The 22,235-nt window shown below is 67.7% G+C and carries 19 protein-coding genes and 1 tRNA gene; 9 read left to right on the plus strand and 11 right to left on the minus strand.

The window, feature by feature from the left end; genetic code table 11:
* Positions 1–103: 103 nt before the first annotated feature.
* The gene (locus tag ABIC50_RS20350) at positions 104–1,402 is read right to left on the minus strand and encodes a c-type cytochrome (protein ID WP_006757973.1); all 1,299 of its coding nucleotides are present in this window, start codon (positions 1,400–1,402) and stop codon (positions 104–106) included.
* A gap of 19 nt (positions 1,403–1,421) precedes the next feature.
* On the minus strand, positions 1,422–2,186 hold the full coding sequence (locus ABIC50_RS20355) for a c-type cytochrome (protein WP_041489853.1): 765 nt from the start codon (positions 2,184–2,186) through the stop codon (positions 1,422–1,424).
* A 377-nt stretch (positions 2,187–2,563) separates the two neighbouring features.
* On the opposite strand from ABIC50_RS20355, the gene ABIC50_RS20360 reads away from it, so the two are divergent.
* The gene (locus ABIC50_RS20360; protein ID WP_354166531.1) at positions 2,564–3,496 is read left to right on the plus strand and encodes a CopD family protein; all 933 of its coding nucleotides are present in this window, start codon (positions 2,564–2,566) and stop codon (positions 3,494–3,496) included.
* Positions 3,497–3,661: 165 nt separating this feature from the next.
* Here the strand turns inward: ABIC50_RS20360 and dgoD are convergent, their stop codons facing one another.
* The gene (gene dgoD / locus ABIC50_RS20365) at positions 3,662–4,810 is read right to left on the minus strand and encodes a galactonate dehydratase (protein ID WP_006751313.1); all 1,149 of its coding nucleotides are present in this window, start codon (positions 4,808–4,810) and stop codon (positions 3,662–3,664) included.
* 133 nt (positions 4,811–4,943) lie between these two features.
* Between dgoD and ABIC50_RS20370 the strand changes: the two genes are divergently transcribed.
* Entirely contained in the window at positions 4,944–5,648 is a 705-nt protein-coding gene (locus ABIC50_RS20370; RefSeq protein WP_175746050.1) for a FadR/GntR family transcriptional regulator, read from the plus strand.
* A 27-nt stretch (positions 5,649–5,675) separates the two neighbouring features.
* Here the strand turns inward: ABIC50_RS20370 and ABIC50_RS20375 are convergent, their stop codons facing one another.
* Positions 5,676–5,924 carry a DUF1272 domain-containing protein gene (locus ABIC50_RS20375; protein ID WP_175678103.1) on the minus strand — a complete coding sequence of 83 codons (249 nt, stop codon included), beginning with the start codon at positions 5,922–5,924 and terminating at the stop codon, positions 5,676–5,678.
* Between the two features lie 153 nt (positions 5,925–6,077).
* On the opposite strand from ABIC50_RS20375, the gene ABIC50_RS20380 reads away from it, so the two are divergent.
* Positions 6,078–6,425 carry a GFA family protein gene (locus ABIC50_RS20380; RefSeq protein WP_175656338.1) on the plus strand — a complete coding sequence of 116 codons (348 nt, stop codon included), beginning with the start codon at positions 6,078–6,080 and terminating at the stop codon, positions 6,423–6,425.
* Between the two features lie 34 nt (positions 6,426–6,459).
* Here the strand turns inward: ABIC50_RS20380 and ABIC50_RS20385 are convergent, their stop codons facing one another.
* From ABIC50_RS20385 to ABIC50_RS20395, 3 genes are all read right to left on the minus strand, one after another.
* Positions 6,460–9,567, minus strand: a complete 3,108-nt coding sequence (locus tag ABIC50_RS20385) for a transglycosylase domain-containing protein (protein ID WP_354166533.1) — start codon at positions 9,565–9,567, stop codon at positions 6,460–6,462.
* A gap of 244 nt (positions 9,568–9,811) precedes the next feature.
* Positions 9,812–10,699, minus strand: a complete 888-nt coding sequence (locus tag ABIC50_RS20390) for a LysR family transcriptional regulator (protein WP_354166536.1) — start codon at positions 10,697–10,699, stop codon at positions 9,812–9,814.
* 289 nt (positions 10,700–10,988) lie between these two features.
* Positions 10,989–11,909, minus strand: coding sequence for a LysR substrate-binding domain-containing protein (locus ABIC50_RS20395; RefSeq protein ID WP_229060812.1), 921 nt, complete (start codon positions 11,907–11,909; stop codon positions 10,989–10,991).
* A gap of 221 nt (positions 11,910–12,130) precedes the next feature.
* Between ABIC50_RS20395 and ABIC50_RS20400 the strand changes: the two genes are divergently transcribed.
* From ABIC50_RS20400 to ABIC50_RS20415, 4 genes are all read left to right on the plus strand, one after another.
* Positions 12,131–13,447, plus strand: coding sequence for an MFS transporter (locus ABIC50_RS20400; protein WP_011657843.1), 1,317 nt, complete (start codon positions 12,131–12,133; stop codon positions 13,445–13,447).
* A gap of 32 nt (positions 13,448–13,479) precedes the next feature.
* Entirely contained in the window at positions 13,480–14,952 is a 1,473-nt protein-coding gene (locus ABIC50_RS20405) for an amidase (protein ID WP_354166538.1), read from the plus strand.
* A gap of 113 nt (positions 14,953–15,065) precedes the next feature.
* A complete protein-coding gene (locus ABIC50_RS20410; RefSeq protein ID WP_354166540.1) occupies positions 15,066–16,268 on the plus strand; it encodes a porin in 1,203 nt (400 codons plus the stop codon).
* 127 nt (positions 16,269–16,395) lie between these two features.
* Positions 16,396–16,680, plus strand: coding sequence for a PAAR domain-containing protein (locus ABIC50_RS20415; protein ID WP_354166543.1), 285 nt, complete (start codon positions 16,396–16,398; stop codon positions 16,678–16,680).
* Positions 16,681–16,723: 43 nt separating this feature from the next.
* On the opposite strand, the gene ABIC50_RS20420 is transcribed toward ABIC50_RS20415, so the two are convergent.
* Both ABIC50_RS20420 and ABIC50_RS20425 read right to left on the minus strand, forming a co-directional pair.
* Positions 16,724–17,035 carry a cupin domain-containing protein gene (locus ABIC50_RS20420; RefSeq protein ID WP_354166545.1) on the minus strand — a complete coding sequence of 104 codons (312 nt, stop codon included), beginning with the start codon at positions 17,033–17,035 and terminating at the stop codon, positions 16,724–16,726.
* Between the two features lie 59 nt (positions 17,036–17,094).
* Positions 17,095–17,778 carry a DJ-1/PfpI family protein gene (locus tag ABIC50_RS20425; RefSeq protein ID WP_354166546.1) on the minus strand — a complete coding sequence of 228 codons (684 nt, stop codon included), beginning with the start codon at positions 17,776–17,778 and terminating at the stop codon, positions 17,095–17,097.
* Between the two features lie 114 nt (positions 17,779–17,892).
* Here ABIC50_RS20425 and ABIC50_RS20430 point away from each other — a divergent pair, with 114 nt between their 5' ends.
* Positions 17,893–18,861, plus strand: coding sequence for a GlxA family transcriptional regulator (locus tag ABIC50_RS20430; protein WP_354166548.1), 969 nt, complete (start codon positions 17,893–17,895; stop codon positions 18,859–18,861).
* 209 nt (positions 18,862–19,070) lie between these two features.
* Positions 19,071–20,042 (plus strand): LysR family transcriptional regulator, encoded by a 972-nt coding sequence (locus ABIC50_RS20435; RefSeq protein WP_354166551.1) that lies wholly within the window; start codon positions 19,071–19,073, stop codon positions 20,040–20,042.
* A 109-nt stretch (positions 20,043–20,151) separates the two neighbouring features.
* Here the strand turns inward: ABIC50_RS20435 and ABIC50_RS20440 are convergent.
* Together ABIC50_RS20440 and ABIC50_RS20445 are read right to left on the minus strand one after the other, a co-directional pair.
* A tRNA-Met gene (locus ABIC50_RS20440) sits at positions 20,152–20,228 on the minus strand.
* 117 nt (positions 20,229–20,345) lie between these two features.
* Positions 20,346–22,004 carry an MFS transporter gene (locus tag ABIC50_RS20445; protein ID WP_105834557.1) on the minus strand — a complete coding sequence of 553 codons (1,659 nt, stop codon included), beginning with the start codon at positions 22,002–22,004 and terminating at the stop codon, positions 20,346–20,348.
* Positions 22,005–22,235: the final 231 nt, after the last annotated feature.

Here is a 22,235-nt window from a genome sequence, read left to right on the forward strand (position 1 = left end):
TTTGTGGGCCCGGGGGGGGGGGGGGGGGGGGGGGGGGGGGGCGGGGGGGGGGGGGGGGGGGGGCCCCCCCCCCCCCCCCGCCCCCGTCTGTGTCGCGCGTTATTTAGTCAAGCGGCGCGGAACGCAGGTCGCTCACCTGTTGCGGCGAGATCGGCGTACCGTTGTTGCCCCACGACATCCGGATATACGTGACGACTGCCGCAACTTCCTGGTTCGACAGCGACTGTGCGAACGGCGGCATCCCGTACGGACGGGGATTCTTGAACGTGCTCGGCGGGTAGCCACCGTTCAGCACCATGCGGATCGGGTTGACTGCCGATTCCATCACGATCGAATGGTTGCCCGCGAGCGGCGGATACGCGGGCGGCTTGCCTGCGCCGGTTTCGGCGTGGCAGGTCGCGCAATTGTCCGCGTAGATCTTCTTGCCCTGGTCGAACAGCGTGTTGCCGAACTGCTTCGACGGCTCGTACTGCATGTTCTTCGGCGCTTCAGCCTTCTGCGGGATCGACTTCAGGTACGTCGACATTGCGCGCGTATCTTCGTCGTTCATGTACTGGAGGCTGTTGTGCACGACGTCGGCCATCGGGCCGAACACCGCGCCCTTGTTCGACACGCCGGCCTGCAGCAGGTCGGACAGCTCCTGCACGTGCCAGTCGCCGAGGCCGAGTTCCTTGTCGTTCGTCAGCGACGGAGCATACCAGTTCTGCAGCGGGATCAGGCCGCCCGCGAAGGCTGCCGAGTTCACCGGGCCGCCCATCATGTTGATCGACGTGTGGCACATCGAGCAGTGGCCGAGGCCTTCGACGAGGTACGCGCCGCGGTTCCATTCGACCGACTTGGTCGGATCCGGCTTGTACTCGCCTTCCTTGAAGAACAGCGTGCGCCAGCCGATCAGCAGGTTACGGTTGTTGAATGGGAACTTGAGTTCGTGCGGACGGCTCGGCACCGAGACCGGCGGGACCGAACGCAGGTACGCGTAGATCGCGTCCGAATCGGCGCGCGTGACCTTCGTGTAGCTCGCGAACGGGAAGCCCGGGTAGAGCAGGCTGCCGTCCTTCGAACGACCGGTGTGCATCGCGCGGTAGAAGTCGTCCGACGTCCACTTGCCGATGCCGTCCTTGTCGTCCGGCGTGATGTTCGGCGTGTACATCGTGCCGAACGGCGTCGCCATCGGCAGGCCGCCCGCGAACGACTTGCCGCCGCGCACGGTGTGGCACGCGATACAGTCGCCGACGCGCGCGAGGTATTCGCCCTTCTTGATCAGCGCGGCCTGGTCGGCCGGCGTGGCCGCGACGGCGGCAGCGCCGTGCAGCGTGTCGTTGCCCGGCCACAGGACCGGCACGAGGGCGACTGCCGCGACGATCGCGACAGCCGAGAGTGCAAACAGGGACTTGCGTTTCATTGTGTCTGTCTCCCTTGCCTTATTGCGGTTCGCTGCCGCAGGCGAGCGGAGTCTTCATCGAACGCGCCGGGGCCGGCACGGGGTTGGCGGGCGCCGGTTGCGCGGCGAGCCACGCGGTCACGGCCGTGACGTCTTCATCCGACAGCTTCGACGCGATATCGTGCATGCAATCCGGTGCCTTCGCGTGGCGGTTGCCCGAGCGCCATGCGCCGAGCTGTGCGCTCAGGTAATCGGCGTGCAGGCCGACGAGGCCCGGGATCGCCGGCTGCATGCCGGTCAGCCCGGCGCCGTGGCAGGCGACGCAGGCCGGCAGCTTGCGCGACGGATCGCCTTGCGTGACGAGCTGCTTGCCGCGCGCGAGCGTGGCGGCCGGCAGCGTCGGCTTGGCCGGCGTCGGGTACGGCGGACGCTCGGCCGAGAAGTGCTCGGCGATCTCTTTCAGGTAATCGTCGTTCAGGTACGTCAGCAGGTAGTTCATCGGCGGGTACTTGCGCCGTCCGTCACGGAAGTTGACGAGCTGGTTGTACAGGTACTCGGCCGGCTTGCCGGCAAGACGCGGGAAATAATCGTTGTCGGTGCCCTGGCCGTGAACGCCGTGGCATGCGGTACAGCCGCGCACACGCTCGGCCATCGTATCGGGTGCCTTGAGCGGCGCCTGCTGGGCGTGCGCTTGCTCCGTGGGCTTGGTCTGCGCTTGAGCAGCGCTCATAAGGCCCGCGCCACCGATCAAGAGAACGGCGAGCAACGGACGGAAGAGGCGTCTTGAAGACACACGAGACTCCATGTTTATTCGTCGGGGACCTGTCCGGGCTACGATCGGCTCGGCGCATGGATGGCAGGGCAGCCGGGCTGCTGCGACGCGGCATTCTATCATCGATGGGTAATGACGGCTATTTGGCAAAAGGACATCGGTTCCTGTCTGTTTGCGACTTGCGACAATTTGCCGCGCGATATGTACGGATGATGTGAACCGGCGTGCGCTTTGACCATCGAAGACCGTACACTCGCGGGTCGCGCGGCGCCGCCTCCGCCGCAGATCCAGTCATTTCTCCCGTTTCCGGATTCATCGATGACGTTCCCTACCGTGCCGTTGCCGTCTCCCCGCTGTCGTTCCACTTGCCGCCGCGTCGCCGGCCGGCCGTTTCCGGGAGGGCGCGCGCAATGAGGATCGACAGCTTGTGGATCGGGCAGGTCGCGCTCGCGGCCTTGATGGACGCGACGTTCGCGATGGCGGTCGGCTCGGCGCTGCTCAAGGCGTGGCTCGGCAAGGACGGCGCGCGGCCGGTCGTCGCGCCGTCGCATCATGCATGGCTGCGCGCGCAACATTCGCTGGTCGCGGCGGCGCTGGCGCTCGTGCTCGCCGATCTCGGCTGGCTCGTGTATGAAGCCGCGTCGATGAGCGGCGCGGGGCTCGGCGGCGCGTTCGATGCGATTCCGACCATGCTGATGCAGACGCATGCGGGCTTTGCGTGGAGCGTCGCGTTCGCCGGCGCCGTGCTGCTCGCGATCGTCGCGCTGGCGAAGCCCGAGGGTCCGGTCGCGCATGCGGTGCTGTGGTTCGCGGTGATCGTGGTCGCGGCCGGCAAGGCGTCGCTCGGCCATGCGGCCGATACGGGCCCGCTGTCCGCGGCGGTCGGCGTGCAGACGCTGCACCTGCTCGCCACCGCGGTGTGGGGCGGCCTCGTGCTCGCGGCCGGCCTCGCGGTGCTGCCGGTGCTCGGTTCGTCGGTCGCGCGCGGCGCGCTGATCCGGATCGGCCAGCAACTGTCGCGAACCTCGGCGATCGCGGTCGTCTTCGTGCTCGGCACCGGCGTGCTCAATGCGCTGCGCGGGCTCGGCGGCTCGCTCGCGCCGCTCGACGGCAGCACGTGGGGGCGCGTGCTGTTGCTCAAGCTGCTGCTCGTCGCGCTCGCGCTCGTGCTCGGCGGGCTGAACCGCTTCTCCGCGCTGCCGCGCCTGCGCCGTACCGCGTCGACCGAAGACGCGCACACGTTCCGCAACATCCTGCATCTCGAAGCGCTGACGATGATCGCGGTGTTCGTCGCGGCCGCGGTGCTGTCGTTCTGCGTGCCGGGGTTCGCGGCGCTCGGCTGACGGCCGGTTCGGCGCGGGATGCCGTTCCCGCGTGAGCTGCGTGAGCCACATGAGCCGCATGCCGCGGATGTAAAAGCGGCCGCCTGTCGGGCGGCCGTCTCGGCCTGCGATGCGCGGCTGGTCCGCCGCGCAACGCACGTCATCTCATCTCACTTCACCTCCGCATCACCACTCGGCGACGCTGCCGTCCGCGTGGCGCCACACCGGATTGCGCCAGCGATGGCCCGTCTTCGCCATCTCGCGCACCTTCTCCTCGTTGACGTCGATGCCGAGCCCCGGGCCCTGCGGGATCGCGACGAAGCCGTCTTCGTAGCGGAACACCTCGGGGTTGCGCAGGTAGTCGAGCAGGTCGTTCCCCTGGTTGTAGTGGATGCCGAGGCTCTGTTCCTGGATGAACGCGTTGTAGCTGACCGCATCGAGTTGCAGGCACGCGGCCAGCGCGATCGGGCCGAGCGGGCAGTGCAGCGCGAGCGCGACGTCGTAGCTTTCCGCGAGCGTCGCGATCTTGCGGCACTCGGTGATGCCGCCCGCGTGCGATGCGTCGGGCTGGATGATGTCGACGTAGCCGCCCGCGAGAATGTGCTTGAAGTCCCAGCGCGAGTAGAGCCGCTCGCCGAGCGCGATCGGCGTGTTGGTCTGGTTCACGATGTCGCGCAGCGCCTCGGCGTTCTCCGACAGCACCGGCTCCTCGATGAACATCAGCTTGTACGGATCGAGCTCCTTCGCGAGCACCTTCGCCATCGGCTTGTGCACGCGGCCGTGGAAGTCGACGCCGATCCCGACGTGCGGGCCGACCGCGTCGCGCACCGCCGCGACGTTCGCGATCACCTGCTCGACCTTGTCGTAGGTATCGACGATCTGCAGCTCCTCGGAGCCGTTCATCTTCACGGCCTTGAAGCCGCGCTCGACCACCGCGCGTGCGTTGTTCGCGACATCGCTCGGCCGGTCGCCGCCGATCCACGAATACACCTTGATGCGATCGCGCACCTGGCCGCCGAGCAGCGCGTGCACCGGCACGCCGTGATGCTTGCCCTTGATGTCCCACAGCGCCTGGTCGACGCCCGCGATCGCGCTCATCATGATCGGACCGCCGCGGTAGAAGCCCGCGCGGTACATCACCTGCCAGTGATCCTCGATCAGCAGCGGATCCTTGCCGACCAGATAGTCGGCGAGTTCCTGCACGGCGGCTTCGACCGTGTGCGCGCGGCCCTCGACCACCGGCTCGCCCCAGCCGACGATGCCCTCGTCGGTTTCGATCTTGAGGAACAGCCAGCGCGGCGGGACGACGAAGGTTTCGAGGCGGATGATTTTCATGTCGCGAGTCTCCTGGGTTGCGCGGCGCGGACGTGCGGATGCGGCGCCGTCGAGTACGTGACGGTTATCCTAGCGTAGCGTGATAAAAAATAGTATTAATAGCACTATTGTGCAGATAGTGGACAGCCGCGGCGTGCCCGGCCAACGGAGAACGATCATTCAACGCGACCTGCATGGACAGACGTCCTTCCGCCTTGCGACAGCGATCCTGCGCGGCGACTATCCGCCCGAATCGCTGCTGCCGCGCGAGCCGGACCTGATGGAGATGTTCGGCGTGAGCCGCACGGTGCTGCGCGAGGCGCTGCGCACGCTGACGTCGAAGGGGCTGGTCGAATCGCGGCCGAAGGTCGGCACGCGCGTGCGGCCGCGCCGCGCATGGAACCTGCTCGATGCCGACCTGCTCGACTGGTATGCGCGGGTCGCGCCGCCGCTCGCGTTCGCGCTCAAGCTGCAGGAGATGCGCGAAATGATCGAGCCCCACGCGGCCGCGCTGGCCGCGCGTGCGCACGGGGCGGGCGCGTTCGACGCGATCGATGACGCGGTGCGCGCGATGGCCGCCGCGCGCAACGTCGACGAATGGGTGCGCGCGGACCTGCGCTTTCACCTGAGCGTGCTGGAGGCGGGCGGCAACGAGCTGCTGGTGCCGCTCGGCGCGCTGATCGACCGCACGCTCGAGGCGCAGCTGCACCTGAACGCGCGCCGGGCGCACGTGTTCAATGCGTCGCTCGCCGAGCATGCGGCCGTCGCCGACGCAATCGGCATGCGCGACGAGGACGGCGCGCGCCGTGCGATGGCGTCGCTGCTCGCGATCACGCGCGCGCGCATCGAGATGTCGTGACGGGAAGCGGCGCGCGATGCGGCGCCGTCAGGCGGCGTTCGCGCAGCCGCCCGGCTTGTGGATGCGCTCCGTCGACGCCGGATATTTCGCGAGCAGGCTCGCCGGCCGGCGCGGGCGAGCGACCAGGTCGCCGCCGCAGTTCGGGCAGCGGCCCTTCAGCACCTCGTCGGCGCAGGTCGCGCAGAATGTGCATTCAAACGTACAGATGCGGGCTTCCGCCGAATCGGGCGGCAGGTCCTTGTCGCAGCATTCGCAGCCGGGGCGCAGTTCGAGCATGACGGTTTTCCTTGGTTGGGACGGGTCGGGACGGGCGCCGCCGGACATTGCGTGCGGCGCATGTGCGCGCTACTGTACGCGCATGGATCGGTCCGGCCAACGGTGTCCCGCCCGGGCGCCGTCGTCGTGCACGGGCCGCACCAGGAGACGACCATGCTCTATCGCGGAAGCTGCCACTGCGGCGACGTGAAGTTCGAGGCGGAAGGTGACCTGCAGGGCGTGATGGCCTGCAACTGCTCGATCTGCCGGCGCAAGGGCGCGCTGATGTGGTTCGTGCCGCGTGACCACATGACGCTTCTCACGCCCGACGACAATCTGTCGACCTACATGTTCAACAAGCACGTGATCCGCCATCGCTTCTGCAAGCGCTGCGGGATTCACGCGTTCGGCGAGGGGACGCATCCGAACGGCACCGAGATGGCCGCGATCAACGTGCGATGCCTCGAGGATGTCGATATCGACGCGCTGCCCGTCACGCATTTCGACGGCCGCTCGGCCTGAGCGGCGCGTCGTCGCGTGAGCGCGCGGGCGGCGCTCAGGACGGCGAGACCGGCGCGGCCTGCGGCGTCGGCGTTTCCGCCTGCGGCGCGGGGCCCGCCGTGCGCGTGCCGGCTTCGACCGGGCGTTCGATCAGCGGCGCGAGCGCCGGCGCCATCGACTTCAGCAACTGCACGGCCATCGCGCTCGTGAAGTCGTAGCGCGCCGCGTACGGCTCGTGCGCGGTCGCCGTCAGCACGCCGAAGAAGCGGTCGCCAAGCACGAACACGAACGTGCCGCTGCGGTTGACCTTGCGCGACTCGATCAGCCGCGCGCCGCGTGCGTACACATTGAAGCGCTGGTCGCCCGTCCCGGTCTTGCCGTACACCGGGAGCGTCTTGCCGTCGGGCAGCGTGAAGCCGCCCGCGAGGCGCCGCGCGGTGCCGTGCTGCACGACGTCGCCCAGCAGCGTGCGCGCCACGTTGACGATCTCGGGCGACAGCAGCGGCTGCGGCTGCGCGGCCGCGCGCACGAAGCGCGTTTCGTACGGCGTGCCCTTCGCGAAGTCGAGGCGCGTAATCGTCTCGGTCGGCGCCTTCTGGCCGCCGTTCGCGATCAGGCCGATCAGTTTCGCGAGCGCGTCCGGCTGGTCGCCCGACGCGCCGATCGCGGCCGCGAACGACGGCGTGACTTCCTCGAACGGATAGCCGAGCGCGCGCCACGCCTTCGTGATTTCGCCATACGCGCGCAGCTCGACCATGTGGCGGATGCGCCGGTCCTGGGTCGCGTGGTAGCGGGTCTTGTACAGCCACGAGTACGTGTAGAAGCGCGCATCGCGGCTGTCGCGCTGGACGTCGGCGAGCGGCGCGTTCGGGTGGGCGCGCAGGTAATTGAGGGTCCACAGCGCGAGCGGGTGGACGCTCGCGATGTAGCCGCGATCGTTGAGGTTGAAGCGGTCGATCGCGTACTTCGCGTACAGCTCGGCGAGATCGTAGTCCGACATCGTCGCGGCCGGCGTGCCCTTCAGCTGCGCGCGCATGTGCGCGCTGAACCACGCGAGCGATTCGTTCGGCGCGACGCTGCGCAGCACCGTCGCGATCTTCGGCGGCGACTTGCGCACGTCCTGCAGCATCAGCGCGAGCGCGTCGTCGGGCGTCTTGCCCGCGTAGCGCGTGTAGTAGCGCTTCACGTACACCTTGCTTTCGCCGTCGACGAACTGCTCGAGGTAATGCTTGCGCTGCTCCGGATCGCCGAGCCACGACGTCGACGGGCCGGCCGCCTTCAGCATTTCGTAATGGACGATGTCGCGCATCAGCCGCACGAACACCAGGTTGACCGAATGCTCGAACGCCGTATGCAGCGTCAGGATGCGGCCGTTGTCCGACTTTTCGAAGTTCGAGAACACCTGCGCGCCGCCGCCCGTGTAGAACACGTCGGGGCTCGCCGAGTACTTGCGTTCGACCGCCGCATCGAGCATCGCCTGCAGCGAGCGGTCGCGCGTGTGCGACAGGTAGTCGAGCGCCCAGCGCGACAGCCCGTCGATCGGATCGGGCTTCACGTGCGCGAGTTGCGCGTTCGGCAGGTTGCCGTAGCGCGCGTGCAGCTCGGAGACGATCTGCAGGTAGGTGATCAGCGTGCGCAGCTTCGCGGTCGAGCCGAGGTTGATGCGGCCGCCGCGGTTCACGTCGAACGGCTGGTTCACGCTGTCGGTCTGCACGCGCAGCATGTTCGCGCCGTTGCGATGCTCGTACAGCGTGAAGCTGTACGTCAGATGAGACGGGTCGTCCTTCGGCGCGAGCATCTCGAAGCCGTACAGCCCGGCCGCCTGCGCGCCGTCGCGGGTCGACGCCCGCGCGAGCCGGTCGGCGACCGCCTGCTGCACACCGTTGTCGAGCGTGCTGGTGGCTTCCAGATCGAGCTGGTCGAGCTGGTACAGGTCGCTGATGCCGAGCGCCGAGAGCAGCGACGCGCGCGCGGACGACACGGCCTTGCGCGACACGAACGACTGCACGCGCGCGGCGGCCGGCGGCGCGGCGCGCTCGATCTGCGCGGCGAGCGCCGCATCGCGCAGCGCGGGAGAGATCACGCCGCCGTTCGACAGCAGCCGCAGATAGCTGTCGGTCAGCTTCTGCAGCGCCGGATAGCCGCGGTTCAGGAAATACGACGGCGCGCGCTGCGCGATGATCAGCGACAGCACCTCGCGGAACGCCTTGCCCTGTTCGTCGACGTTGTCGCCGGTGGTCGGCGCGGACAGGATGCGGTTCACGTCGTTGAAGTCGCGGCCGTACCACGCGGCGAGACCGTCGCCGATACCGTTGATTTCACCCACGTGCGGCCGCGCGGCGAGCGGCACCGAGTTCAGGTAGCGCACCAGGATCGTGCGGCGCGCGAGCATCGTCTGCGGGCCGTTCAGGTACGCGAGGATCGACGCGGACGCGATCTGGCGCAGCTTCTCCGGCGGCGTCGCGGTGCGGCCGTCGGGCGAATGGCGGAACTTCTCGATCTGCGTCGCGAGCGTGCTGCCGCCCGGGCGCGCCTGGTGATGGTTGACGACGTGCAGCGCCTGATCGGCGAGCGCGCGGCTGAAGCGGCCCCAGTCGATCGCCGGATTGCGGTTCGGCTGGTTCGGGTCGAGCAGGTAGCGATCCTCGATGAACATCAGCGAATCGGCGACCACCCGCGGCACCGTGTCGAAGTCGGCGTACACGCGCTGCGGGAACACGGTCGCGAACAGCGGCGAGCCGGTCGAGTCGAACAGCATCAGCCCGGCCTGATCTTTCTCTTCGTAAGGAAGGAACAGGCCGCGATCGGCGAGCGACAGCATCCGGTCGGAATCGCGCGCCTGCTTGCCGACGACGAAGCCGCGTGCGAGCAGGCGCTCCTGGAACGCGGGAATCATCGAATAACCGAGGCGCTCGTCGTACGGCCCGTTCGCGGGGAAACGGATGTGGTCGCTCGCGCCCGCCTCGACCGTGTAGCCGACGTCGCGCGTGAGTTCGGACAGGTAGTGCGCCTGCATGCGCGACGTCGCGATCTCGGTCATCACGAGCCGCACGAGGATCGCCACGGCGATCACCAGCGCGGCCAGCAACGACCACTTGACCCACGTCCAGACCGATGCACTACCGGTCATGCGCGGCAGGATGCGATTCAGTGGCCGATTCATGGCGGCGTCTCCCTGGAGGCACGGGCTCCGGCCGCACCTCATTAAGGATTAGTGTAGTCCTCAACGGCCGGCTGCCAAGAGCGGTTCACTACTGAGATGCAGCGGCGCAACAGGTGTGCCCGCACCGGGCGTGGGCGGCGATGCGGCCGCACGTGGCCCGGCTGGCGCGGGTGCGCGGCGGGCCGCGGGTTCGCCGACGGCGCCCGGCCTCGATGCAAAAAAGGTGCGCGATTGAACCCTTCTTTCACCTGACGAAATACTCGACCAGGTGATCGACGAAAAGCCGCGTCTTGCGCGGAAAGTGCCGCCGGCTCGGGTACGCGATATTCATCTCGAGTTCCTCGAGCCGATAGTCGGGCAGCAGCGCGAGCAGCCGTCCGTCGGCGAGATCCGCTTCGACGAGGAAGTCGGGCAGCACCGCGATACCCATGCCCGACAGCGCCCAGTTCCGGATCAGCCCGATGTTGTTCGACGATGCGGATTTGTTCGGCCGCACCGCGACGCGCGTCGGCTCGTGATCGAACGACAGGTATTCGCCCGCGAAGTCGGCATGGAACGTCAGGCACGAATGGGACGCGAGATCGTGCGGATGGACCGGTGCGCCGTGCGCTTCGACATACCGGGGCGCCGCACAGACGATCCGCTTGAGCCGCGTGAGCGGGCGCGTCACCAGCGTGTTGGTGCTGATGCGCTGCGACAGCAGCAGCCCGACGTCGAAGCCCTCGGATACGAGATCGACATGGCGGTCGACGATCGTGACTTCCGGCACGATGGCCGGATGCTGCGTCTTGAACGCATCGATCGCCGGGGCGAGCACGTGCATGCCGAACATGACCGGCGCGGCGATCTTCAGCGACCCGATCGGCTCGTGATGCATCGACGCGATCGTGTCCTCGACGCGGTCGATTTCCTCCACCACGTGGCGGATCTGCGCGAGATACAGATGACCGGCGTCGGTGAGCGACAGGCTGCGCGTCGTGCGGTTCAGCAGGCGTGCGCCGAGCCTGTCCTCGATGCCCATGATGAGGCGGGTGGCCGACGAGTTGGAGATGTTCAGTTCCGTGGCTGCACGCGCGAAACTGTGAAGTTCGGCCACCTTGATGAATAGCCGCATTGGCAGGAGTTCGTCCATTTTTTTATCGGTAAATAGAATTGTTTGTTTAATTCTATCTGTCGATGCGTCGTATTTGAACGAACGACTCACGCGAATAAGTATTACGAAATGATGTGTTGATCAACCGCCGGAAGGGTCTCAAAATAACGGGTTCCGGGGCCGTTGCCTTGTTGAATCTTATCGGCAGGATTGGTCCTATATAAACCTTCTTCCTCGGTTTGTATTTAGTAATTGTACGAAATTAGACGTGATTTTTCTTATAAAGAAAATCGATATTCGTAGTGCGATTCGAATCGAATAGGACAGGTCACGATCGCCACAGCAGTTTCGCGGGATCGTACCGGCGCACGGCCTCGACGAAGCAGTGGATCAGGTAGTCGCATGCGACCGTGTTCAGCGCATCGCGCCGCGTGAGCACACCGGCCGACACGGTCGGAATCGTCTCCTTCACATCGATCGCGACCATCCGTTCGCGTATCCAGTCGATCTCCATGAAGAGCTGCGGCACGCACGACACGCTGTCGGTATGCACCGACAGCGCGAACGCCGCGCTGAACGACGTGCATTCGACGATCGGCTGCGGTGCCGCGTAGCCGTGCGCGACGAACACGTTCTGCAGCAGCCGGCCGATGCTTTCCGGCGACGTGTTGAGCACCCATTGCGCATCCTGCAGCTGCGCGAGCGACGTGCAGTGACGCAGCGGATTGCTCGCGCGCGTCATCAGGATCAGCGCGGATTCGATGAGCGGCCGGAACGTGAATTCGGGCGACAGCCGCGTCGCATCGACGATCGCGATCACGAAGTCGAGCGTGCCGTCGCGCAGGCGCGGCAGCGCCGTGTCGAGAAAGCCTTCGCGCACGTCGAGGCGGATCGTCGGCATGCGCTGACGGAACGCGTCGAGCGCGGCCGGCAGGAAGCCGAGCGACATCAGCGGCGTCAGCGCGCACGCGAGCGCGCCTTCCTTGCCGCCCGACAGATGGATCACGTCGTCGCGCGCGTGCTGGATCTCCGCGAGGATCAGCCGCGCGCGTGCATAGACGGCCTGGCCGAAGCGCGTGAGCTGCGCGCCGCGCGCGTTGCGCGTGACGAGCGGCACGCCGAGGTCCTGCTCGAGTTCGCGGATCGCCTTGGTGAGTGCGGGCTGGGACAGATGGATCGCACGCGCGGCGGCGCGCAGGCTCCCGTGTTCGGCGATGGCGGCAAGCGCCCGGAGCTGATGGTGTTTCACGGCGTGGCGGGGCGCGGCGGCAGTAGCGACGTTCGTATCCTACACCGCGATCGCGCGGGCAAAGCGCGCGATAACCAGGCGTTATCACGATCGAAAAATGTCGCTCCGGGCTGCGTATTTTGAATGCCTAGACTGCATGCGCAGGCCGTCGAACGGGCCGCGCAACAGACACGCACCACACACGCAACCGATACGCACAACCAGTACGGAGACAAACCTTCATGAAGGCGCCCCGAGCGGACAGCACGTTCGGCGGGCATGTCGGCACCGTTGCCGCATCCCCGTCCAATCGCCAGCTGATCGTCGCGATCACGATCGGCAACGGCCTCGAATTCTTCGATCTCACCGTGTTCAGCTTCTTCGCGGTGCTGCTTGGAAAACTGTTTTTCCCGGCCGCGTCCGCGCAGCAGCAATTGCTGATGTCGGTCGCGACGTTCGGCGTCGGCTTCATCGCGCGGCCGATCGGCGGCGTCGTGATCGGGCTGGTCGCCGACCGCTTCGGCCGCGTGCCGGCGATGAACCTCACGCTCGTCACGATGGCGATCGGCACCGGGATGATCGGCGTGATGCCGACCTACGCGCAGATCGGCGCCGCGGCGCCCGTGCTGGTCGTGCTCGCACGGCTGCTGCAGGGCTTCTCCGCCGGCGGGGAAGTCGGCGTATCGACGTCGCTGCTCGCCGAGCGTGCACCGCCCGGCGAACGCGGCTACTACACGAGCTGGCAATTCGCGAGCCAGGGCGCGGCGGCACTGGCCGGTTCGTTCGTCGGCTTCCTGCTGTCGTATTTCCTCGAACCGGCCGCGCTCGAATCGTGGGGCTGGCGCGTGCCGTTTCTCGCCGGCGTGCTGATCGCGCCGGTCGGCCTGTATCTGCGCGCGCGCTTCAATGCGCTCGAACAGCACGCGCCGGCCGCGGCCGCGCGGCGCTCGTCCGCGGTGCTCGGCACCGTGCTGCGGCGCGACGGCGGCGCCGTGCTGACCGCGCTCGGCCTCGTGGTCGGCGGCACCGCCGCGCACTTCATCGTCCTCTATTACATGTCGACGTATGCGATCCGCGTGCTGCACCTGTCGATGGATACCGCGCTGTGGTGCGGGATTCTCTCCGGGGCGGTGATGTTCGTCGCCGCGCCGATCGGCGGACGCCTGTCGGATCGGCTCGGCAGCAAGCGCGTCGCGCTGTGGACGCGCGTGGCGCTGACCGTGCTGATCCTGCCGGGCTTCTGGCTGATCGGCGCGGTGCCGTCGATCGCGACGATGTACGCGGTCGTGATGCTGCTCGCCGCGCTGCACTCGGTCAATGCAGGCGCGAACGGCGTGATCCTCGCGGAGCTGTTTCCGAAGAGCACGCGCGCGACCGCGCTGTCGATCGCGTATGCGGGCGGCGTGTCGATCTTCGGCGGCTTCGCGCAGTTCATCGTCACCTGGCTGATCGGGGCGACCGGCAATCCGGCCGCGCCGGCGTGGTACGTGATCGTCTGCGGCCTGCTGTCGCTCGTCGCGCTCGCGTTCGCGTCGGACCGAAGCGATCAGGATCACTGACAGACTGACTTCCATCTTCTTCGATCGATTCCATGACCACGACCGTTTCGTTTTCGCCGTCGCCGGCCGCGGCCGCCGCCGGCGATCTGTGCGACCTGCCCGCGCGCACCATGCTCGAATTGCTGAAGTCCCGGCAGATCAGCGCCTGCGAGCTGCTCGATGCGCATCTCAAGCGCATCGCGACGATCAACCCGCGCGTGAATGCGCTCGTCACTGTCGTCGATCCCGATGCGCTGCGCGCCCGCGCACGCGAGCTCGACACGCGCTGGGCGCGCGGCGAATGGCAGGGGCCGCTGCACGGGCTGCCGGTGTCGCAGAAGGATCTGACCGCGACGCGCGGCGTGCGCACGACCTTCGGTTCGACGCTGTTCGCCGAGCACGTCCCGCAGCACGACGCGCTGATCGTGCGGCGCTGTGCGAGCGCCGGCGCGCTGATGATCGGCAAGTCGAACACGCCGGAATTCGGCGCCGGCTCGCATACGTTCAACGACGTGTTCGGCGCGACGCGCAACCCGTGGGACCTGACGCGTTCCGCCGGCGGCAGCAGCGGCGCCGCGGCCGCGGCACTCGCGTGCGGGATGAATCCGCTCGCGTGCGGCAGCGACATGGGCGGTTCGCTGCGCAACCCGGCCGCGTGGAACAACGTCGTCGGGCTGCGGCCGTCGCCCGGGCGCGTGCCGCGCGCGCCGGACCTGAACGGTTGGGCGACGCTCGGCGTCGACGGGCCGATGGCGCGCGATGTCGCCGACACGGCGCTGCTGCTGTCCGCGATCGCCGGGCCGAGCGGCGAAACCGCGACCGAAATCGCGGAGCCGGGCGTACTCTTCGCGCAGCCGCTCGAACGCGATTTCCGCGGCACGCGCATCGCGATGTCGCGCGGTTTGCCCGGCGTGCCGGTCGATCCCGAGATCCGGCGTGCGGTCGATGCGCAGGCGCGCGTGTTCACGTCGCTCGGCTGCGAAGTCGAATTCGACGACCCCGATCTCGCCGAAGCCGAAGACCTGTTCCGGATCGAGCGCGCGTGGATGATCGGCACGCTAATCGACGGCTTCGACGAGCGGCAGCGCGCGGCGCTCAAACCCGAACTCCACGACGAATACCGGCTGCATCGTTCGCTCTCCGCCGCGGATCTCGGCCGCATGTTCGTGCGCAAGACGCGCCTGTTCGAGCAGATGCGCGCGTTCATGCAGCGCTACGCGTTCTACGTGCTGCCGACGACGCAGGTGATGCCGTTCGACGCCGCGCTGCGCGCGCCTGCCGATGTGCTCGGCGTCGAGAGCACGACCTACATCGACTGGATGCGCGTGTGCTGGCTGCTGTCGTCGACCGAGGCGCCGATCTTGTCGGTCCCGTGCGGATTCTCCGAGGCCGGCCTGCCGATCGGGATGCAGATTGTCGGCCGCCATCGCGACGACTGGGGCGTGCTGCAGTTCGGCCATGCGTACGAAGTCGCGTCCGGCCGACGCTGGACGCCGCCGCCCGTCGTTGCCGACGCACGGCGCTGACCGCCTTTCCCGACTGACCCCGACCGTTCCGGCTTGCACCGGAGCAGGCCGCGCGCCTGCGGGAGGCGTGCGCCCGTGTATCGCCATTCGACCCGCGCACTGGAGATCGTTCGATGAAGAAGAAGCTGTTGGCCGGCGCGGGTGTCGCGCTGATCGCGGGTGCGGCGCACGCCCAGAGCAGCGTCACGCTGTACGGGATTATCGATGAAGGGCTGACCTATGCGAGCAACATCGCGACGCCCGGCCCGAACGGCACGGTGAGCGGTAAGCCCGCGTTGCGAATGCTCGGCGGCGTGCAGCAGGCGAGCCGCTGGGGGCTGCGCGGCAGCGAGGATCTCGGCGGCGGGCTGGCCGCGGTCTTCACGCTCGAGAACGGCTTCGATCCGAGCAGCGGCAGGCTCGGTCAGGGCGGGCTGATGTTCGGCAAGAAGGCGTTCGTCGGGCTGTCGGGGCCATTCGGCACCGTCACGCTCGGGCGGCAGTACGACACCAACGTCGACATCCTCGGGCCGCTCGAGGCCGCCGCGCTGTTCGGCGGCTACATGGTCGCGCACCCCGGTGACCTCGACAACGTGAACAACGCGAACTCGACCAACAACGCGATCAAGTTCACCAGCAAAGACTACGGCGGGGCTCGGGTCGCGGCGATGTACGGGGTGGGCGGCATCGCGGGCGCGGCGACGCGCAACCAGGTGTGGTCGGCAACAGTTGCCTACACGCGCGGGCCGCTCGCGGTGGCGGCCGGCTATCTGAATGCGCGCAATCCGAACGTGTCGTTCTTCGGCACGACCGGCAGCCCCGCGCCGACCGTGGGCGGCGTGCCGGGCAGCAACATGCTGTCGCCGGTGTATTCCGGCTATGCATCCGCGCGCACGCTGCAGGTCGCGGCGGTGGGCGGCACCTATGCGATCGGCGCGATGACGCTCGGCGCGATGTATACGAACACGTCGTTCCGCCAGCTCGGCGACCTGTCCTCCGGACCGAACCCGGGCGGCGTGTCCGGCAACGCGGTGTTCAACAACGCGGAGGCGAGCGTGCGCTATCAGTTCATGACCTCGCTGTTCGGCGGCGTGGCGTACGACTACACGCGCGGCGGCGGCGTGAACGGCCGCGACGGCGCGACGTATCACCAGGTCGCGGCCGGGCTCGACTATTTCCTGTCGAAGCGCACCGACGTCTACGTGAGCGCCGTCTATCAGCGCGCATCGGGCACCGACTCGACGGGGCACCTGGCCGTCGCGGCGATCAACGGGCCCGGTGCGTCCGCGAACGATCGGCAGTTGCAGGCGCGCGTCGGCATGCGGCACAAGTTCTGATCCGCACGGGGGCGCTCGAGCGCGCGGTGATATCCTCGCGAAACGCCCGCGACCGACGGGCGGATACCGACTGCGCGTACGCGGCCCGACGCCGTGCCGCGCGGCATTTCCGAGGGAGAGCCGAACCATGAGCCGCAAATTCATTCTGAAGGGCGACACGACCGACCATGGCGGCGTCGTGCTCGACGGCATCGCCAATTCGTCGTTCGACGGCCGCGAGCTCGCCTATCTCGGCGCGACCGTGTTCTGCGCCGCGTGCAAGACGCAGGGCGTGATCGTGTCCGACGGCGGCGAGCGGACGATGACCGTGATGGGCAAGGTCGTCGCGCTCGAACACGACCTGTGCCAGTGCCTGTGCACGCCGCAGCCGAAGCTGATCCCGTCGCAGGGCACGGGCACTATCTCGGGCTGATGCCCGTCGAATCGGCGCGACGCGCGCCGCGGGCTGCGCGTCGTCAGACGCTGCCTTCGGTCTCGATCACCAGGATGCGCGCTTCGCCGAGCGGGTGCGCGACGTGTTCGGTGCCGATCGTCGCGTGGAATACGTCTCCCGTTTCGAGCACCGTCGCGTGCTCGATGCCTGCTTCCCGGTAGCGCATCTCGACACGGCCGTCGAGCACCGCGAACACTTCCTCTCTGTCGTTCACGTGCCACCGGTACGGCTGATCGGTCCAGTGCAGGCGGACCGTGATGCCGTTCAGGTTCGCGATGTCCAGCGCGCCCCAGGGGCGCTCGGCGGTGAACGCGGTGCTGCGGATGATATTCATCGATAGGTCCGTGAGTGGGGAGGCCGCGCAGGGCGGGCGGCGTGGTCGAATGCGCGGGATCAGCGCGCCATCGCACGCAAGGCCGCGTCGATCGTCTGCCTGCGCTTCTCCAGCCCTGCCGCTGAGCGCTCGGTCATGCGCTTCAGCACCGACGCGGGCGCGGTATCCGGCGAGCCGGCGTCGAACGGCGGCGCCGGCGCGTATTCGAGCGCGAGCTGGATCGACTGCGCCTCTTCGTCGCCCGCGAGTTCGGCGGCGATCGTCAATGCGAAGTCGATGCCGGCCGTCACGCCGCCGCCGGTGATCAGGTTGCCGTCGCGCACCACGCGTTCGCGCACCGGCACCGCACCGAGCGGTTCGAGCAGTTCGTGAAACGCCCAGTGCGTCGTCGCGCGGCGTCCGCGCAGCAGGCCGGCCACGCCGAGCAGCAGCGCGCCCGTGCACACCGACGTCACGTAGCGCGCGGTGGCCGCGCGCTGCTGCACGAACGCGACCGTTTCCGCATCGAGCAGCAGGTCGTTGATGCCGATGCCGCCCGGCACGCAGATCACGTCGAGCGGCGGGCAGTCGTCGAACGTGCAGGTCGGCGCGAGCGCGAGGCCGCCGCTCGACGCGACGGTGTCGCGCGATTTCCAGACCAGGTGGACAGCCGCGTCGGGCAGCGACGCGAGCACGTCGTGCGGGCCGGTGAGATCGAGTTGCTGGACGCCCGGAAACACGAGAAGGCCGATATGCAGGGTCATGCGAACACTCCGTAGGGAAGGGGGCGCCGCGACCGGCGCACGATGGACAGATCGATTCTAGGCGCGTAGTGTTTGGCGAAATTGCCATATCACCCACGTTTTAAGCCAATCGCCATGTCCACAGCGCCGCGCTCGATCCTGATTCTCGCGTTCCCCCGTGCGCAGCTGCTCGACGTGAGCGGGCCGCTGCAGGTGTTCGCGTCCGTCAACGAACTCGCCGAGGAACGTGGTCAGTCCGCGCCGTATGCGCCGCGCGTCGTCGCCGCCGAGGCCGGGCCGCTCGAGACGTCGTCCGGCCTCGTCGTGATGGCCGATTCGCTGCGCTCCGCGGGACGGCCGGATACGGTGATCGTGGCCGGCGGCAAGGGCGTGCGCGCCGCGTCGCAGGATGCGCGGATGGTGCGCTGGGTCCGCCAGCAGGCGCAGCGCGCGCGACGTGTCGCGTCGGTCTGCACCGGCGCGTTCCTGCTCGCCGAGGCCGGCCTGCTCGACGGGCGGCGTGCGGTCACGCACTGGGCGCGCTGCGACGAATTCGCGGCGCGCTACCCGAACGTGCGCGTCGAGCCCGATCCGATCTTCATCCGCGAAGGCGCGCTGTGGACGTCGGCCGGCGTGACGGCCGGCATCGATCTCGCGCTCGCGCTCGTCGAGGAGGATCTCGGGCGCGCGGTCGCGCTCGACGCCGCGCGCGAGCTCGTCGTGTTCCTGAAGCGTCCGGGCGGGCAGGCACAATTCAGCGCGATGCTGTCGATGCAGCGCACCGACGATCGTTTCGGCGAACTGCATGCATGGATCGCCGAGCACCTGACGGCCGACCTGTCGGTCCCGGCGCTCGCCGAGCGCGTCAGCATGAGCGAGCGCAGCTTCGTGCGCCACTACCGCGCGGGCACCGGCCGCACGCCCGCGCGCGCGGTCGAACAGATTCGCGTCGAGGCCGCGCAGCGTTTGCTCGGCGAAACCGCGTGGCCCGTCAAGCGGATCGCCACGCGGTGCGGCTTCGGTTCGGAAGAGACGCTGCGGCGCAGTTTCGTTCGCGTGCTCGGCGTGTCGCCGCAGGGCTATCGCGAGCGGTTCGCGCGGTAAGGGGCGGGCATGCCGCGGGCGGCCAGTGCGTGGCCGGCGCGCGGCAGCCGGGGGACGGAACGATCGCGACCCCGAACTGAACGAAAGCCGGTTACTTTCCAGTCCGAAGTGCGTCGACTATTCAGAAGTCGAGAACAATGGACGGGGGCTTGTGCCGTGCCCGTTGCGCGCTCTATTCTGTCCTGTTGGCGATTCGAAGGGGGCGCAGCATGGACCGCATCCAGGCAATGGAAGTTTTCACCCGCGTGGTCGACGCGAACAGCTTTACGCGCGCGGCCGACACGCTCGCGATGCCGCGCGCGTCGGTCACGACCATAATCCAGAATCTCGAGGCGCTGCTCGGCGTGCGGCTGATGCACCGGACAACGCGCCGGCTGTCGCTGACGCCGGAGGGCGCCGCGTACTACGAGCATTGCATGAAGATCATCTCGGAGATCGCGGAGGCCGACGCGAGTTTCCAGTCCGGCAACCGCAAGCCGAGCGGCGTGCTGCGCGTGCACATGCCGAGCTCGCTCGGGCGGCGCGTGGTGTTGCCGGCGCTGTCGATCTTCCGGCAGCGCTATCCGGACATCACGCTCGACCTTGGCTTGTCGGACCGCTACGTGGATCCGGTGGAGGAGGGCATCGACTGCATGATCCGGGTTGGGCCGCTCGAGGATTCGTCGATGGTCGCGCGGCGGATCGGGATGCTCAAGCGCGTGACCTGCGCGTCGCCCGACTATCTGGCGCGTCACGGCGAGCCCCAGGAGATCGCCGACCTGGCCGACCATCATGCGGTCAATTTCCGCGCGAGCCATGGCGCGCGGGCGATTCCGTGGGTGTTCATGATCGACGGCAAGCCGCTCGAGGTGCGGATGAACGGCAGTGTCACCGTCAACGATTCGGATGCGTACGTGACGTGCGGGCTCGAAGGGTTCGGGATGATCCAGCCGACGCTGTTCATGGTGCTGCCGAACCTGCGCGACGGCTCGCTGGTCGAGGTGCTGCCGGACTGCAACCCGAAGCCCAAGCCGATCTCGATCGTGTATCCGCACAACCGGCATCTGTCGCAGAAGGTGCGGGTGTTCGCGGACTGGCTCGCGGAGCTGTTCGAGTCGACGCCGGCGCTGGAGGGCGGGGAGAACTGGCGCGGGAAGGTATGTGCGGATTCTGTCGAGGAGCGCAGATCGGTGGTGGCGTAGCGCGGCGTGCGCGTGGCCTGAGGGACGGGCGACGCGCGATATCGCGTGTGTGCTGGATGAAGCCATGAAAAAAGCCGCTGTTCCTTGCGGAACAGCGGCTTTTCGCATTTGGTGGCGAATCAGGGATTCGAACCCCGGACCTGCGGATTATGATTCCGTCGCTCTAACCGACTGAGCTAATTCGCCGAAGACTTGAATTATGCAGATGTGCCGCCGGGCTGTCAACACCTTTTTCATCTTCCCCGAAAAAAGTTGCCGGCGGCCCGGGTTGCAGGCGGGGTGCCCCCCGCCTGCCCGACCTCATCAGTCCTGCGCGTAGATGTTCGAGTCCTTCGTCTCCTTGACGAACAGCAGACCGATCACGAACGTGCCCAGCGCGATCACGATCGGATACCAGAGGCCCGAATAGATGTTGCCCTTCGCCGCGACGATCGCGAACGCGGTCGCCGGCAGGAAGCCGCCGAACCAGCCGTTGCCGATGTGATACGGCAGTGACATCGACGTGTAGCGGATCCGCGTCGGGAACATCTCGACCAGCATCGCGGCGATCGGACCGTAGACCATCGTCACGTAGATCACGAGGATCGTCAGTATCACGATCGTCATCGGCCAGTTGAGCTGCGCCGGGTCGGCCTTGGCTGGATAGCCGGCGCCCTTCAGCGTCGACGCGAGCGTCTTGTCGAACGCCGCGCCCTGCGCCTTCGCATCGGGCGCCTTGCCGTCATAGGCCGGGATCACCGTGTCGCCCACCTTGATCTGGGCGGTCGAGCCTGCCGGCGCCGCGACGTTCTCGTAGTTCAGGCCGGCCTTCGCGAGCGCGCTCTTCACGATGTCGCACGAGCTCGTGAACTTCGACGTGCCCACCGGGTTGAACTGGAACGAGCAGGTGGCCGGATCGGCGATGACCGAGATCGGTGCCTTCTGCGTCGCGAGTTCGAGCTGCGGGTTTGCGTAGTGCGTGAGCGCCTTGAACAGCGGGAAGTAGGTGAGCGCCGCGATCAGGCAGCCGGCGAGGATGATCGGCTTGCGGCCGATGCGGTCCGACAGCGAGCCGAAGAACAGGAAGAACGGCGTGCCGATCAGGAGGGCGATCGCGATCAGGATGTTCGCGCTGGCACCGTCGACCTTCAGCGTCTGCGTGAGGAAGAACAGCGCGTAGAACTGGCCCGTGTACCAGACGACGGCCTGGCCGGCGGTCAGGCCGACGAGCGCGAGGATCACGATCTTCAGGTTCTTCCACTGGCCGAACGCTTCGGTCAGCGGCGCCTTCGACGTCTTGCCCTCGGCCTTGATGCGCAGGAACACCGGCGATTCGTTCAACTGCAACCGGATCCATACCGACACCGCGAGCAGCAGGATCGACGCGACGAACGGCACGCGCCAGCCCCAGCTGCCGAACGATTCCTCGCCGATGAGCGTGCGCACGCCGAGGATCACGAGCAGCGACAGGAACAGGCCGAGCGTCGCGGTCGTCTGGATCCACGCGGTGTAGAAGCCGCGCCGGTTCGCCGGCGCATGCTCGGCGACGTAGGTCGCCGCGCCGCCGTACTCGCCGCCGAGCGCGAGGCCCTGCAGCAGCCGCATCGCGATGAAGATCACGGGCGCCGCGATGCCGATCGTCGTGTAGCCGGGCAGGAAGCCGACCACGAAGGTCGAGATGCCCATGATCACGATCGTCACGAGGAACGTGTGCTTGCGGCCGACGAGGTCGCCGAGCCGGCCGAACACGATCGCGCCGAACGGCCGCACGGCGAAGCCGGCCGCGAAGCCGAGCAGTGTGAAGATGAAGGCGGCGGTCGGATTGACCCCGGAGAAGAAGCTCTTGCTGATGTAGGCCGCGAGTGACCCGGCCAGGTAAAAGTCGTACCACTCGAACACGGTGCCGAGCGACGACGCGAAGATCACCTTCTTTTCTTCGGCCGTCATCGGCGAGTGCGAAATTTGCCCGCCTAAGGTTGCCATGAATCGTCTCCAAGTCCCTTGATATAGATATGCGGCCGCCTTGGGTGGGCGGGCCTGTCGACGATTATTGGCACGGAAACTTACGGCGCACTGACTTGCGGGCACAAAACGACTGCGCGTTAACCCGCGCCGAATCGGCCGCTTCGCCCCTCGATCGGGTCGCAAACGGGCGGTAAAGCGCCGGTTTCGATGCGATCGCGGCGGGGTGCGCGGTGCGGGTGAGGTGAGGGC

This window comes from Burkholderia sp. 567 (genome assembly GCF_040545115.1).
GTDB classification, from domain to species: domain Bacteria; phylum Pseudomonadota; class Gammaproteobacteria; order Burkholderiales; family Burkholderiaceae; genus Burkholderia; species Burkholderia ambifaria.